The following is a 14,674-nucleotide window of genomic DNA, read 5'->3' on the forward strand; positions in this document are numbered from 1 at the left end:
GCAATTGTCTGCTCGCGGTTCATTATTTGCTGCCCCCCGGTTTAACTGTCTGTGAAGTGACGGGCCGACCGCTCACGCTTGCCTGCTGAAACGCGTCGCCATCGTTTCGAACACAGATCGAAGTGTCCTCGATGCGCAGTGTCCAAAGATCGGAAAGACCCTGCACCTGGATAATGCCGCGCTCTTTGACTGTGGTGTTCACCATCAGCTCGCGGCCATCAGGCAGGACACGGAAGATCCCCGGCAACTCTGCATCCTGCGGGATCTGCAAATAGGTGTGAACGCCATCATCCCACACGGCGGTGGGCGCGAAGTCAGCTTTGCCCGAGCGCGAGTAGTTTTGGTTCACAAACCGGCCTGTCGGTTTCGGTTCACTCCGAGCAACTGTGCCACGGCGCTTTGTAGTCCCGCCGCTGTTGTTTTTGTTATAGAACGTGACCCGAAACGGTACTCGTTTACGTTCGGCGGCACTCTCGGCCGGAACCAGATAGAAGTTGTATGTCCCGCGATTGGTCAGAACGGTCAGGTTTGAATCCGAGTTCAGGATTTCCGGTTTGAACGCAATAACGCGACCTTCCTGCAGGCGAGTGATCTGAAAACTCTCGGTGTCGCCCGCACCAATGCTGCGGACGGTTTCGCCCTGCGGAAAGTGAACATAGGTAATCAGGCGTTCACCTACAGGGATGCGGTACACTTGGTTCTCGACGTAATGGAAATGCGTGATGCGGTGATCCGCATTCTTTCCGTCTGGCGTCGGTGTGATTTCAGCGAGCAGTGGCGTAGAGAATGCCAGAACTGCTGCGGCGGTGGTCGCGAGTGTTTTTGACGTACGCAGCATCAGATGTTTCCCATGGCGTCTACGCGGTAGTTGGTGACGACGAAGCCGAAAGGATTTTCCAGAAGCTCATCCATCGACGTCACGATTTTTTCCTCAAACCCGTAGGTCACTGTGACCACGTAGCGGGCTGAGGCCGTTTCTTGGTTTGGCACGATCAGGGACTTGCGGATCTCGACCTGCACCGTCTCATCGTTGACCGGCGAGACGCCCAGAATTTCCGTCTGCACCTTTGTCTTGGGCGTATAGATTTCATCCGGATGGCTGTCGTTCGACCCATCCCACAGTTCGCGGTAAGACGTTTCGGCCAGCTCATTAGAACGACGCAGTACCGATTTCAGGCGCTCGTTGTTGTCCTGGACATCATAGGTTTCCCGGTCGCGCACATAATTTGCGACTTCACGGAAGGCCATCGCTTCAGATGGTTCCAGTTCTTCGACCTTTTCAGTCAGCAGCACCGGCAGCTTTGTGTCCGGATCAATGGAGAATGGCACCGCCCGGATTTCCTTCAAGGGAAGGAGCATCGCCCAGCCAATAATAGAGGCCACGCCCATTGCCATACCGACCATGCCGAATACTTGCCATTTGAAGGCATCGCGGCGTGCGCCCAGAAAGAGTTCTTTTTCGTGATCTGTCACGTGTGACATTTGCTCTGTACCTCGATTTATGAAGATTTATTGGCGCGAGCTTGTCGAATGCTCTGCCGGTAACGGTCAGCGGCGTAGCTCTGACGAGCTGCCCCATCCTGATTGCGGGCTCTGTGCGCTATGTCCCGACGCGCTTGCATTGCGCGAGACGCGCTGTCACGAACGCCAGTCCCGTCACGAGCTGCGGAAGCCATAGCGGCGGCAGTTTTCCCACCGGCAACAGCACCGCGCGCGCCATCGCTGGCAGTGCCCAATGCACTTCTTGCGGCTGCTACCGCGCCGGTTGCCACGGCAAGACCGGAGGATGCCGAAACTATCGCGCCAGACATGCCGCCAGCCAGTGACGGGATTTGCGTGAGCATGACGATAGCCACGATGCAGATTGCTAGAAAACGCCCGCTCGCTTCCATGTCATTAACATCAGACAAGGAACCAAGCTCCGAAGCGAAAAGCGCCTGAATAAGAGAAACGATGCCTGTCAGAACGACGATGACCATGATCAGGCCAACGGTCGTTTTCGCCCAGGCTGCGAAGATATTGGCTGTTGCCGAGCTGAGTAGCGTTGCGATGAAAACTGGCGCTAGACCCAGCAACACCGCCAGACCGCCTTTTGCGATGAGTGCCATGCCAGTGCCAAAGGCAACGATGACGGCCCCAACAACCCAGAGAATAGCCCCGGTGATGCTCAAGCCCCAAGTCGCGTTTTCAATGGCCTGCTGGCCCATCAAGAAACACTGAAGCGCAATCTCATCCAACGCTTGCCATACATTAGTGGTTCCAGTGAGTGCCCCGGCAATACTGTCCGGCAAGGTTTGGACGCCTTGATAGATTGGTTGGAAAAAGGACCAGCTCGACGCCATTCCGATGATTATCGTCGCCCGAATGATCCAGCCTACATAACCACCAAACCCAATTTCTCTGATCTGAAGTACGCCGTTGATCAGCATCGCTACAAAGATCAGCGCAGCAATAGCCCAGAGGGCGGATGCGAGATCCGCCGCAAGGCTGGTGTATGCTTGCTGAGAAAAGTTGCTGATTGCTGATTCAATCGAGCTGACGAAATCCTGAATCACGGCCCACAAGCCTCCTCAATTACAGGGCGCAGCGCTTCCAAGCGTTCTTGCTGCGTTGCTTTGAGCGATTTGAGTTCGCTGGATGGCTTTGACCAGAAATCGCCCTGGTCAGCGCCCACCAACTCGATTGCAGCTTCGCGGCTGAGGTTGCCGAGCGGGCATTCAGTGCTGAAAGCTTCATCGGATTTGCGCAGTCGGCATTGCTCAATGGCAAACTCATGAGCAGCGATCACTTGCTCATTCAGAATGGCATCGGTCCAGTTGCCGACGACATACTGTTGATCCGCGCCCTGACCAGCGTTAGCGAGCTGTTCAACTCCGTATTCCTTCAGGGGTTTTTTGAACGCTCGCACGCCCGAATAACCAAGACAGGTCCGATATTCCCCAAATGTCCAATCAACATTGGGGGGAAACGGCAGTCTGGCCTCAGCACTGGCCGACGACCCTAAAAGCGTCGCCGTCAGTGTGATCAGGGCGAAAGTGGTGCGGCTTTTCATTGGGTTTCTCCTCTTGCGTAATTGCTAAGCGTCTTTAGGTCCGCTGCGTTTGCAGCCAGATCTGTGCCCGACGCCAGAGCATTAGCAGAGGTTGTGCGCAAGATTTCAATTTCAACTTGCAAGAGTTTCAGGAGAACCGCCGTGTTGTAGTCGATGGCGTCCTTCAGATCTTCTTGCTGGCCGATTTCATCGCGCAGCTTTTCGGCATCTTCAGCGAGCTGACCGGCCATGTCATAGCCCTGTTCGCCCAGAGCGGACGCCATCAAGCCAGCGCCACCGCGCTCCGAGATAATGCGCCGGGCTGGCACGTCTGACGTGCTGAACTCTTTGAGGATGCCATTATTCAGACCCAGGCTGATCGATCGGCGCTCCATCGCGAGCCCGGCCACGCCCGGAAGATCACCAATCGTATCTTCGGTCGCGTCCAACGCGTATCCGAGCGTGTCAGCAGCGGTCGCCAGCTTCAAAAAGCTGCGGCTGTTGAACTCGTCCAAATCTGTTAGACCAGAAATGGCCTTGAAGGAGTTCTCCAGCATCGCGCGCTGCTGCTCGAGCTTCTCATATTGTTGTATCAGCTGTTCGTATTGGCGGACCATTTCTGCGACTTCGCGGGCCGAATTGGCGGCGTCCTGTGCAATGGCTGTGGCGTCGACGGTCGGAACACCTTGGGCTGCTGTAACGACGGGCAGGGCGGCCAGAACCGAAACAGCAATGGTTGTCCGCAATTTCTTTGCAATACTCATTAGACAAGCTCCAAGTTTTCAGGGGGGGTCATGCGCTCAAAGTCGCAGGCGCATTTGCTGCGATAGCCCGAATAGGTGCTGGTGCAGGCCGAGACGGCGGCCAGAACTACAAGGGCGATTACAAGGCGAGTTTTCATGTGATTTCCTTCCAGAAGATGGGGTTTTTTCGCCAGTCAGGATCAGGGAACGATTTTCCGTCTGATCCGCTCAGAACACGGAGAAGCGGGCCGAGAGCGCCGACATCGACATCGAGCCAAACACTCTCATCACCTTTCTTCATGAGCATTACGCGGTCGCCAAAATGCGCCCTCAGCGCGCCCAGCTCTGAATCGTTCAAGCCGATTGCCCTGTAATCCGCTTCATTGCCGGATCGAGAGGGGAACAAGAGCTGCGTGCTGGTGTTTTCCAGGATCGACTTACTTGCTGCCGACGACAGGAGGTGATCGGGGATCTGCGTCATCATCATCATCATGACGTTCAGCTTCCGATACGTGGTGTAGGCATTTATGAGGATGCCAGCGCCATAAGGGTTGCCAGCAATTACCCATGCTTCATCAATCACAAAGACAGTGGGTATCTTGGTGGCGCAGCGGCGTTCAATCTGGCGCATGACGTAGCTGATCCATGCCAGCCGCACCAATTCGTCATCCAGAACCTCAGAAATATCGAACACAAGATGACGGTCGCCAGCAGCAAACGGATCTGAGCCACCCTCGCCAAACATCCAGGACAAGCGGCCTTCGCCCGCCCATTCACTTGCACGCTTGTACAGGTTCTTGTCATCGTCAAAGGCTCTGAACCGTTCCACCAGTGAATCGAAGTTCTGAAGCGCAGGCGGCAAAGTGGCATTGGCTTGGCAAGCCCTTGTGATTTCATCCTTCTGATCGGTGGTCAGTGGTTCGTCATAGCTCAATAGGGCAATGACCCAATTGGCGAGCCAGCTTTGCCCAGCCTCATCCGTTTCCGTTTGAAACGGGTTCATGCCAGTGGGTTCGCCCACCCGGACGCGGGTGTACTGCGCACCGAGCGCCCGCATTGGAGCCTCCATTGCCCGGTCTTTGTCAAAAGCGATGATCCGCGCGCCCTGTGCAACCGCCATTGTTGCCAGCAGCATCGCGATCACAGTTTTACCCGAGCCGTTCGGTCCAAGAACGATCGTATGCCCGGAGGGCAGGTTTTCAGGGTCGTTACTGGTCTTGGGAAGGTGCAGCGAAACATCGTAGCTGTCCCCGTGCGTTGTCGGGAACGTCGCCAATGGCCCCGGCCAGGGTAGCTTTTCCGCATCCAACCCTTTGGGGCGCATGTGGAACGCAACCATATCCGCAAAGTTCTGGTCCGTGATCAGTTCTTCACGGGCGCGGAACGCGAAATTGCCGGGGTGCTGCGCGAAGTACACCGACCGCGCCGACATCGCTTCGCGTTTGACCGTGCCGCCCGAAATCTGGATTTCACCGATGATGTGTTTTTCGGCGGTTTTCAGATCTTCCTCGTTCCCAAACACGCAGATCGACAGGTGGTGCTTGCCGAGTGACATGGTGCCGGAGGCAATGCCGTCCGCCAGAATGGACAAGTCCTCTTCAAGCGACTTCGCTTTGTCGCCCGCCGAGCGCATTTGTCCCGACTTGCGGCGTTCCATTTCCTGCGCTTGGGCGCGGCTGATCGGCAGGAAGGATTGCGAAATCACGACATCAACCGGCAGGTCCAGCCCGTCGAAAATGCCGGGGAACGAAACCATCGGGTAATTCTTCAGGGAATACACACGGATGGAGCGTTCCTGATCGTCGCCTGTGACCAGTTTGCCGGTCTTGCCCTGAAACAGCACATCCTCTTGCGGCATGTTGAAGGCGATGGGTTCTGCAATGTTTGTGTGAATGATCGGCTGATACCGACCGTTCAACAGCATTCCATAATAACCGAGCCAATGCCCCTCGCTGAGCTTCAGCCGGCGCACACGGGCCTCGCCCAGCGTGCCCGCCAGTGTTGTGAACACACCGTCGAGCTGTTCCATCATTTCTCGGCGTTCCTCGTCTATCGTTCCAGACGACATGCCGAACATCTGTTTTGCCCGCTCATCCTGCCGCTTTTGGAGAATGGCGCTGATGATGATCTTGCGTTCTTTCAGCTCTGCATCGACGGACGCTGAGCGCATGGCCTGCGCCACTGCACCGGCAAAACCGGTTGGATCTGTGATGACATGACCAGTCTCAGCCGGGACGGTCAGTCGATGGATATAAAAAGCCACCTCATTAGGTGTTGTGCGCAACACACGCTCAAACCGTTCGGCCAGGAACTCGAACTCGTTTTCGTCCAGCGTGTTTGCGTTGACACCGGTGATTTCCGCAGCGGCGATAAGACCACCGTTGCGTGTGGAAATGACCTCATCATCCACGACATAGCCATACGGCAACATCTGAAAGAGGCTCATTTCATCCTTGCGCCAGCTCGGCTCGATCAACGAGCGGGCAAGGGTCCACATGCCTCGGGCAGCAGGCTTAGGCACTATAGTAATCTCCCCCATGATGCTGGCGGTTTTTGGTGCGCGGAGTTTTGGAAAGGGTTACAGACAGGACGCGGAAGAAAGCCGGTTCCCATTCGTAAAAGAGGCGAAGCACGGTGTAGAAAGCAAAACCCGCAATGATTGCTGGCGCTATTCCGAACATGAAGAACGAAAGCATGGTCATCCCGAGGATCACCAGCAGATAGATCACGGGTAGGCCGCCCCATTCTGCGGGACGGCTTAGGCCGCGAAAGACGGTATTTCGGCGCGGCATCGATCAGGCTCCGATGAATGTATCGGCAAGGCCAATGACGGCACCCACAACAATCGCGACCACTGGACCCTTCAGCGAGCCCCAACCGAACACATAGGCAAGACAGCCCCAGATGAAGCCGACAGCGGCAAGGCTGACGCCAACAACCTTGGAGTCGGCCAGCGTTTCGTTGATAAAATCGCCAATGGCATCTTGCAGCCAGCCAGCGGAGGCGGGAGCTGCACTGACGATAATCATTGCCAGCGCGAAGAACGCGGTCTGTTGGATGAAGTGGGTTCTTTTCATGAGGAAGTGCTCACTTTGCTTAGGATGATCCGCACGTAGTTGCGGGTTTCGGTGAAGGGGGGGACGCCGCCGTATTCGACGACGCGGTGAGGCCCGGCGTTGTAGGCGGCAAGCGCCAGCTTCCAGGTTCCGAACTCGCGGTACTGCGCCGCCAAATAGCGGGCACCACCGTCGAGGTTTTCTGCAGGGTTCTTTGGGTTCACGCCCAGGTCTTTCGCCGTTCCGGGCATGAGCTGTGCGAAGCCATAGGCACCCTTGGGCGACAGAGCATCAGCCTGATACCGGCTTTCCTGCCAGACCAGCGCCATGAACAACTCTGCCGGAATGTCATGGCGTTCCGCCGCTGCGTGGATTTCTTTAACGATCCGCTCCTGCGACCAGCCGCCCGAGGATCTGCGAGGCCGCGGTGCCTTGCCCGCAATCTCGATCTTTTTCTGTGGCTTGGCCTTCGGAGCTTCCGGTTTTTCATCGAGAGTGTACTCGCGCATCCGGATTGGACAGACGATGCCATTAACGATTTCTGCCCGCGCACCGTTCAGATACACGCTGCCGTCCGGTTCGTATTCGATGACCTGTGCACTGGCATCCGTTCCCAAAGTCGCCGTCAAGAATGCCAACAACGGCCAAACGGCGTTGATCCGACATCTGTTTTCGGTGAAGCTTTTGATGGAGCTGGTCACTAATTTGTCCTCCAAATTAGGTCAGTAGTTTTTACATAATTACTATTATGGGGTTCGACATCAGGTCATCTGGGCCGTGGGAAAAGGGTGCCGGGACACAACACGGAACCTTCAGAGGCGCCGCAAAAAACCAATGTCTGGTTCGGATCTCTTAGTCGGATGGCCTAGCTGAAACGTTCGGATGTCCCGCTCGCCCAAATCGTCAGACAGCGCTAAGCGGTCGGAGGTGCAGGCACGTTGTCCAGGGTCGCACCCATTGACTCTGGCGCGGTGCTGTCCGATCTAAGATCGGCATCTAGGGTTACTGTTTTTACCATAGTACAGTTCTCTCTTGATGTTTGAGGAATGCCCGGATGGATTTGGGGCGTTTCTTGTCCTGTCGGTTGTTGGCGCAATCGACAGGACCGCTCACTGCTCGGTGGTTTTGTTCCATTTTCTGCAAGTCGTCGCTCAGTCCTTTCGTCTAGCCGCACCAGGACCCGCGTTTGCCGCCCGAATAGGGTCGCGCGAGACCTTCGGATATCAGAGTTTTCCCTATCTCCTGACCACCTGAACGTCCGACCGCGAGGAAACGGTCATGCACGTCCAGGTCTGGTTGGATAACCAATTCTATCTGCCCACTGGTCTGAATGATCTCCGTCAGGCGGTCTTTGGCTTTCAGACCCAAAGCTCTCTCGGCCTCACATTGTGCGCGGAAGGTCTCAGGAGTGTCGAAACCGATGAGGCGGTAGCGGTCATCACCGTGGTCGATGGTGTCACCATCAACGGCAATCACCTCGGATGCGCTCAGGGTTATTGTTTGTTTTGATGGTTCAATCCAGACCGCAACAAAAAACAAAGACGCGAGTGTAGCGCTGAGAAACAAGAGCCGTTTCATGCGCCCTGCCCCAGCATTTTGATGAGCCGGGTTCTCGAACGTGACCGATCAGGTTTTGGATTTCGCGTCCAGGGCCTGAGCTGCTTCGAGACCCTCTGGGGTAATCGACTCGATCGTATAGTCTGATTTGACGCAGAGAATGCGCCCATCACCAAATTCCTGATGATGCTTGAAGAGGCCCGGCCAAAGATCGAACTCTCTGGGCTCAGCGCCCGCTCGAGAGATCTTCGACTTGCACAAGGCCCCGACATAGTTCGGCGAGCTGTAAATGCAGTGGTACTTAGGTCGTCCAAGGGAAGCGAGTCCGATAAATTCGTAGCGGCATGTAAAGGGAACCTGATCCTCTTTCAGGCCCCGGACCATCTCGATGGTTACCACAGTGTATTGTCTCTTGTTGTCCGCCATGACGACCCCCTATGGGCCGTCTTCTACATCCAAAAGTTGTGGACTAAAACACAATCTACGTCAATATAAGAAAACCCGCCAATATACGATATTGGATTGTCAGAAATATATTGGCCGGATATTGCTTAGGCGATTCGCAAGCAGGAGAGACCATCTTGAAACACTCAAAATCCGGAAATCGAACTCGCGCGAAGGCCCTTGCAGTTGCACTCGCTGCACTGCCAGCCACGCAGGCTCGTGCCTATCCAATTGACTGTGCCATATTCCTTTGCCTCGCCGGGGGTTGGCCAAGTTCGGCTGATTGCGTCGCAGCCAAGGCGGAGTTCATTCGGCGCATCACACCCTACCCGGTCGAACCGCCGCTTCAACTCTGGCGCTGTCCGATGAATACGTCACACAGCCCCTCGGACTTGGGTCCTATGGAACGGTTGGAAGCCATCAAGCGCACCAGTGCTAGCCCAGTTCCAGAGCTTCCATCGGATGACACCGCTAAGCCAATACTGGTAGACGCAGCGATCTCGATAGGAAGGATCGATGCACATCACGGCCAATACGGTGACGGTTTCCAAGCCACCCCGATCAGCGTCGATCTTTCTTCTTCCGATTTCGACGTTGTGAGATCCATCAGGGTTTGGGATGTGCGCCACTACAGCTATCGCCGTCGTTCAAGGGAGGGAGATTGCGAGCGTTCGCTTGATCTTGTGGTTGGCACCTACGACGATAATACGAATTTTCGCTGGTCCGAGCGCGCTCCTGCCCCAATCCCTTACTGGCTGCCACTGGGCAATCGCTGTGAACCTCCCAGCTACTTCCGCGGCGTTGGCGTCGAGTGGACCGACACATTCGGGTTCAGCGACTACGAACTCATCCGATATTGAGGTGCTGACCTGCGGTACAACGCGTTGCTCCTGGCTATGCCACCAAAAATCGCCAGCTGCATTTTTAAACCAGGCCGATTGGCCCGGAGGAAAAACTTAATCCCAGAAACAAAAACCCCCGCAAGGCGGGGCCTCAGCGGGGATCTTCTTAAGTCACGTTTGATCACCTGATTTATAGGAAACTCCAAAATTACTGACAAGGACAAACGCATCTGTGCGAACGGTTTTTCTGTGTTTATTTGCTGAGGTTCAACCTGCCTTGCTTCCCCAAAGAGAAGCAGACTATGAGACCCCTTAACCATACCGAACACCCTGCCCCGCTAAGCTGCGATGCCAATACTGACCTTTGCCAAGGGAAGCCAATACGATGAGCTTTCGGCAGATCGCATCCGTCCATCACCACGAAAATATACGCTTCCACAACGGCCTTCCCGAGGGTTGGAATCGAGACAGGTTTCGGCAGCTCTGCGTGGGATATGCGCAGATCAGAGGCGCATCAGCCCATTGTATTCGCACCTTAGAGATCATCATCGATATGATTACGCCATGTGCTTTTCGAGACCCGTCTCAGGAACCCTTTTGCTACGCGCGCCAGGAAACCCTCATTGCCGGTCGAGGCGTGACAGATCGGACAATCCACAATCACGAACGAGAACTGGAAATGATTGGCCTGCTCGAACGCAGGCTTGGTGCAAATGGGGCGCGTTGTAAGCGCAAGGGGCTCGGCCTCTTTCTGACCCCTGCCCTAAACCTCATTTCAGAGATGCGCGACGCAGACGAGCAAAGCAAAGCCGAGAAGAAAGAACATGACGAGCTGCGCGGGGATCGATCACGGCTTTACCGACATGTGAAACACAGCTTGGCAGTGTTTGCCTCGCTCCCCTGCAGTCCTGAAGGCCTGGAAGACATGATGGGGGAACTTCGATCCTGGCCGCGTGCCGACAAGCTGAAATACATGTCGCTGGATGGGCTCAGATCACATGTTCAGGCAGCTCACGATCTTTGGAAGCGGATCGAAATATATGTTAAAAAACCCGGTGAATTTTCGGGTGAACCCGAAGCCTGTTTCGGGTGCCATATACAAGACCAAATTGAAGAAGAAATTCTGTCTTGTAACGCCGATGGCGAAGTTACAATGCCCTCGGCTGAAGCCTCGGAACCAGATTGTTCTGGCTCCGGGCCTTACGGCCCTCCGCATTGCTTAGAAAGCAATCATCCGACAGATACGGCATCAAGCAAGGCCCAAAAACTACCGCAGGTGAATAACCGCATCCTATATGAACTGGCCTCACCCGAGCTGCGTATGCATATCGATATCGCCGGTGGCGGAGATCAGAATTCCAGCCCGTCGCTCTACGCGATTGAGACCGGCGTTTCGGCGCGATTGTCGGAGATCGGCGCCAATGCCTCCGCATGGCATACGGCGATTGACCGTTTGACCGTGATGGGTGCAATCCTGGCCGGGTTGATCATAGACGCGAGGCTGAGTGATCCGCGCCTGCCGCCCGTGGTTAATCCGGGCGGATACCTTCGCGGTATGGTGCGCGCAGATGAGCGCGGGGAGTTGAACCTGATTTCCAGTTTCATGGGTTTGTTGGCACGAAGAGCCCGGGAGGAGGAAGACGGGTTTCCGCAAGACCCCAAGAAGCGGATTTAACCGTGTCGGGTTGCGCGCTGCCAGCTTCTCCAATTCATGTGTCTCATCGGCAGGTTTTTGCTCTGTTTCCGCCTCCAGAACAGAAGCGTATTCAAATCTGTGATTGGCTACGGGAAATCCCGAGTGGTTTGTTCAGCTTTAGGTTGCTAATCGGCCTCGACGGCAACGCGGAACAGGAAGACGGTCTATGAAAATCGCGGACATTGGCAATTCTGAACTGGATTTCAGACAGACCGGGGAGGCGCGCCTTCAGGAAATTTGTTCCAGGTTTGAGCTGGAGAATGCGTCCTACGCCCATATCGACAAGCATCACAACGTTGTCCACGGTTGCACCACGTTCCCGGCCGAATGGGTCAGGCATTACGTCGACAACGACCTGGTTCTGATTGATCCCCTTATTCGATTTGGCGCCGCAATGATTGCCCCGATTGATTGGGCTGTGTTTGATGATCAGCGTGAACACGCACCGCTATTCGATGCAGCGAGAAAATTTGGTGTGGGTCAGCACGGACTATCCATTCCGGTTATCAATCCGTTTGGGGAGCGTGGCGTCTTTACGGTTACCTCCAACCTGCGCCGTTCCGACTGGGACGCCTTGGTCGGGAGTATGCTCCCTGCCCTTCGCCACGAAGCGCAGGTCCTGCATCTACTCGCGCTCGATGTGATTGATACGGTTTTCAACTTTCCTACGGATGCGTTGTCCGATCAGGAGATGGATGTTCTGAAGATGCTCGCATCAGGATTGATCCCATCCGTAGTTGCTGGCCAGACGGGGCTCTCCTCCAGAATGGTGCATGCTTTGACGTCTTCGATCGTCACAAAACTCAAGTGCCGGACAACGGAACAAGCAGTGGCGAGAGCTGTCAGCACAGGTATTCTTAAATGGACCGATTTCTTTGCCGACCCGGTCGCCGAACTTGCGGATGTTGAAGGACAGACCCTTTGCGGCGGGATCGTGCGTTGGTCTGGAAGATCACACGAGTTGATCACCTTTGAAGATGGTCGAACGGTGCGGAACTTGGATAGCTTTCAGGCGGTTCAGGTCCAGGAAATTGCCAAAGACTTCAATCTGGATGCTGAAAGGATCCTCGAAGAACTTGGGCCCAACCGGGATCAATGCGTGTGGATCAGGCATCTCTGAGTTCGGCCCACGTGCACCGCTTGATTTGCAAAATTGTGAGCAGGGGCAAGTTTCACATAATTTCGCTTCTGCGTTTTTGGTTTGAAGCAGGGGGTGTGTGCTATTTCCAAGTGCGACTTCTGTTAGAAACCAATGGGTTATCTAATGAGGAGAAAATGGCACAGGCGCAGTGTATTCGCAACTCGGCATTTAGAAACGGCGTAGGATTGAGCGCTGGAGGCATGCGAAGGTCCCTGTTCGAGAGATGGCACATGTGTTGAAACGCTCGAAGGCAACTATCCATCGCGAGATCAAATAAACGTCTTCTCAGAACCCTGTCATCTGAACGCGATGGTTACTACGGCGCGTCTGCGCACCGGAAAGCTGCAGATCGGTGATGGGACACCTCATGTCCTACTTCTCACCTGTTGGAGCATGAGACTTGCGGTCTGGCGACGGCAGAATTACGCGAGTTGATGTCGGAAAAGGATACAAATAACGTCCTTTATTGGACTCGTCGGCGGTGTTCATTCGTCCTGTCATCAATTTGCTTGCCCATAAGCATGTCATCCCACCGATGCTCGGCGCTGGTGGGATTGGGTTCTCAATCCAGACCTATATCCGTTTATCCGTTCGTCGAAACAGCGAGTGTGGCGTTGGCCGTGAAAGCTCTAGTAATAGCTTCTGCCCCCATCAACGTAGCGCTAAGGCAAATCCGCAATCGTTGTCTATTCGGAACCTGTCCCTCTATGAGTAGATTTCGATTGGCGTCCCGTCTTTGACCATAGCGTAGATCTCTTCAATCTCCTGATCTGTGACAGCGACGCACCCTGCAGTCCAGTCACGCTTGTTCGTGGGATCAATTCCAGGGCGAGGGCCGCCATGGATAAAAATATCACCGCCCGGAGAACGACCCCGAGCTCGGGCAAACGCAGAATCCGCCTCGTTCGGATAAGAGATTCCGATTGAAAGATGGAAAAGGCTCTCGGGATTGCGACGGTCAATTACATAGGAGCCTTCAGGTGTTCGCCCGTCTCCTTCGAATTGCTTGTGACCTTCGGGGGCAAATCCGAGTCCAATTGGAAAAGCCCGCAAGACACGCTCACTACCATCGAGGATAAGTAGGCGCTGCGCTTTGTATAGCCGAAGCCGAGTCACAACCGGCCCATTGTAAGTACGGAACTTGCTTGCACAGCCGGACAAAAAGGCGGCTATGAAGCCAGAGAGAAACAGACGTCTTTTCATTGGAACTGCTCGGCTCATTTTGATTTTTTCAAAAAAATATCACTAAAGGCCAGTTGAACAAAGGTATATTGGATCTCGCTAGGACAGGAACCGAAAACAAAGTGATCAGTTGTGGCCACCTCGTCAGAAGTGCAATGAGTAACTCTATGATTTCGACATATGTTATTCTTAAGCAATCTTTCAGTTTTCGCCTATTCAGTACGGAGATCGCTGCTGTAGTCAGGTTTTTTGCCGCTGGAAATCTTGACGCCGATTACTAAGTGAGCCAGATCATCTACCGAATTGGATTCTTGTTCTAAGGACTCGTTCACTACGTCTGCACCTGTATCGATTTTCAGGTACCCACGTAGTTTCGCGCCGGGCCACCCACCCTCAGATAGCGTCACTGTCTAGCTGCAACTTAGGACAATCTCTGTCTATGTGAAATTAGATCTACCAAATTTCGCAACCATATTTGAGGCTCTTTTTGTTTCTACTTTGCTTCATCGGCCCGCCCAACGAACCGTTCAAACACTGCAAGAGTTTCTTCGCTTACATGATGCTCAATACCTTCAGCGTCATGCTCTGCCACTTCTGGTGAAACGCCCAAGGCGATCAGGAACTCCACGACAATCCGGTGACGCCTTCTACAAGCTTCCGCCAATTGACGCCCGGCATCGGTCAGCTGAAGTGAGCGGTAGGGTATTTGCTCAATGAAACCCTCTCGTTTCAAACGAGCCAAATTCTTGGAAACCGTAGGTTGGGTCACGCCCAATCGCTCGGCTATTTCGACCGGGCGCGCCGTGCCATTCTGATGGATCAGCTCCGCGATAAGTTCAACGTAGTCTTCAACCATTTCGCTTTGGTGGGCCTGTCGCACAGCCTCAAACCCACTCGCCTGGGTATCAATGCTACGATCTGAATTTACCGGTTTTGTTTCGGTCATCGGCTCACGATTACGTCGCTGGTCTAGTCTCCAGTG

General features: G+C 54.6%; 17 protein-coding genes and 1 pseudogene. 4 read left to right on the top strand and 14 right to left on the bottom strand.

The window, feature by feature from the left end; all coding sequences use genetic code 11:
• Positions 1-22: 22 nt before the first annotated feature.
• The 12 genes from ACR0A2_RS18840 to ACR0A2_RS18895 form a co-directional block, all read right to left on the bottom strand.
• Complete coding sequence (locus ACR0A2_RS18840; protein WP_170474346.1) at positions 23-838, bottom strand: TrbG/VirB9 family P-type conjugative transfer protein; 816 nt, start codon at positions 836-838, stop codon at positions 23-25.
• Positions 838-1,473: a VirB8 family type IV secretion system protein gene (locus ACR0A2_RS18845; protein WP_170474350.1), complete on the bottom strand. Its 636-nt coding sequence runs from the start codon at positions 1,471-1,473 to the stop codon at positions 838-840. The genes ACR0A2_RS18840 and ACR0A2_RS18845 overlap by 1 nt, the downstream gene beginning before the upstream one ends.
• Before the next feature lie 26 nt (positions 1,474-1,499).
• Positions 1,500-2,555, bottom strand: a complete 1,056-nt coding sequence (locus ACR0A2_RS18850; protein WP_170474353.1) for a TrbL/VirB6 family protein — start codon at positions 2,553-2,555, stop codon at positions 1,500-1,502.
• Positions 2,552-3,052 (bottom strand): hypothetical protein, encoded by a 501-nt coding sequence (locus ACR0A2_RS18855; RefSeq protein WP_170474356.1) that lies wholly within the window; start codon positions 3,050-3,052, stop codon positions 2,552-2,554. Before ACR0A2_RS18855 ends, ACR0A2_RS18850 begins: the two co-directional genes overlap by 4 nt.
• Positions 3,049-3,795, bottom strand: coding sequence for a type IV secretion system protein (locus ACR0A2_RS18860; RefSeq protein ID WP_170474359.1), 747 nt, complete (start codon positions 3,793-3,795; stop codon positions 3,049-3,051). Before ACR0A2_RS18860 ends, ACR0A2_RS18855 begins: the two co-directional genes overlap by 4 nt.
• Complete coding sequence (locus ACR0A2_RS18865) at positions 3,795-3,932, bottom strand: hypothetical protein (protein WP_170417970.1); 138 nt, start codon at positions 3,930-3,932, stop codon at positions 3,795-3,797. Before ACR0A2_RS18865 ends, ACR0A2_RS18860 begins: the two co-directional genes overlap by 1 nt.
• On the bottom strand, positions 3,929-6,295 hold the full coding sequence (locus ACR0A2_RS18870) for a VirB4 family type IV secretion/conjugal transfer ATPase (RefSeq protein ID WP_170474362.1): 2,367 nt from the start codon (positions 6,293-6,295) through the stop codon (positions 3,929-3,931). Before ACR0A2_RS18870 ends, ACR0A2_RS18865 begins: the two co-directional genes overlap by 4 nt.
• The gene (locus tag ACR0A2_RS18875) at positions 6,288-6,566 is read right to left on the bottom strand and encodes a VirB3 family type IV secretion system protein (protein ID WP_170474365.1); all 279 of its coding nucleotides are present in this window, start codon (positions 6,564-6,566) and stop codon (positions 6,288-6,290) included. Before ACR0A2_RS18875 ends, ACR0A2_RS18870 begins: the two co-directional genes overlap by 8 nt.
• A gap of 3 nt (positions 6,567-6,569) precedes the next feature.
• Positions 6,570-6,851, bottom strand: a complete 282-nt coding sequence (locus tag ACR0A2_RS18880; RefSeq protein WP_170474368.1) for a hypothetical protein — start codon at positions 6,849-6,851, stop codon at positions 6,570-6,572.
• A complete protein-coding gene (locus ACR0A2_RS18885; RefSeq protein ID WP_367396996.1) occupies positions 6,848-7,531 on the bottom strand; it encodes a lytic transglycosylase domain-containing protein in 684 nt (227 codons plus the stop codon). Before ACR0A2_RS18885 ends, ACR0A2_RS18880 begins: the two co-directional genes overlap by 4 nt.
• Before the next feature lie 463 nt (positions 7,532-7,994).
• Positions 7,995-8,408: a thermonuclease family protein gene (locus ACR0A2_RS18890; RefSeq protein ID WP_170602109.1), complete on the bottom strand. Its 414-nt coding sequence runs from the start codon at positions 8,406-8,408 to the stop codon at positions 7,995-7,997.
• Positions 8,409-8,456: 48 nt separating this feature from the next.
• Complete coding sequence (locus ACR0A2_RS18895) at positions 8,457-8,813, bottom strand: hypothetical protein (protein ID WP_142638830.1); 357 nt, start codon at positions 8,811-8,813, stop codon at positions 8,457-8,459.
• Between the two features lie 155 nt (positions 8,814-8,968).
• Here ACR0A2_RS18895 and ACR0A2_RS18900 point away from each other — a divergent pair, with 155 nt between their 5' ends.
• The 4 genes and pseudogenes from ACR0A2_RS18900 to ACR0A2_RS18915 all read left to right on the top strand — a co-directional run.
• The gene (locus ACR0A2_RS18900) at positions 8,969-9,691 is read left to right on the top strand and encodes a hypothetical protein (RefSeq protein WP_170602107.1); all 723 of its coding nucleotides are present in this window, start codon (positions 8,969-8,971) and stop codon (positions 9,689-9,691) included.
• Positions 9,692-10,058: 367 nt separating this feature from the next.
• Positions 10,059-11,348: a helix-turn-helix domain-containing protein gene (locus tag ACR0A2_RS18905; RefSeq protein WP_152460690.1), complete on the top strand. Its 1,290-nt coding sequence runs from the start codon at positions 10,059-10,061 to the stop codon at positions 11,346-11,348.
• Positions 11,349-11,535: 187 nt separating this feature from the next.
• On the top strand, positions 11,536-12,489 hold the full coding sequence (locus ACR0A2_RS18910; protein ID WP_152460691.1) for a helix-turn-helix transcriptional regulator: 954 nt from the start codon (positions 11,536-11,538) through the stop codon (positions 12,487-12,489).
• Positions 12,490-12,694: 205 nt separating this feature from the next.
• Positions 12,695-12,863, top strand: a pseudogene (locus ACR0A2_RS18915) (helix-turn-helix domain-containing protein); the annotation flags it as partial.
• A 352-nt stretch (positions 12,864-13,215) separates the two neighbouring features.
• On the opposite strand, the gene ACR0A2_RS18920 reads toward ACR0A2_RS18915, so the two are convergent.
• Together ACR0A2_RS18920 and mntR are read right to left on the bottom strand one after the other, a co-directional pair.
• Positions 13,216-13,713, bottom strand: a complete 498-nt coding sequence (locus ACR0A2_RS18920; RefSeq protein WP_152460735.1) for a L,D-transpeptidase family protein — start codon at positions 13,711-13,713, stop codon at positions 13,216-13,218.
• A gap of 472 nt (positions 13,714-14,185) precedes the next feature.
• The gene (mntR, locus tag ACR0A2_RS18925; protein WP_152460736.1) at positions 14,186-14,638 is read right to left on the bottom strand and encodes a manganese-binding transcriptional regulator MntR; all 453 of its coding nucleotides are present in this window, start codon (positions 14,636-14,638) and stop codon (positions 14,186-14,188) included.
• Between the last annotated feature and the right edge of the window lie 36 nt (positions 14,639-14,674).

Source organism: Ruegeria sp. H8 (assembly GCF_056532905.1).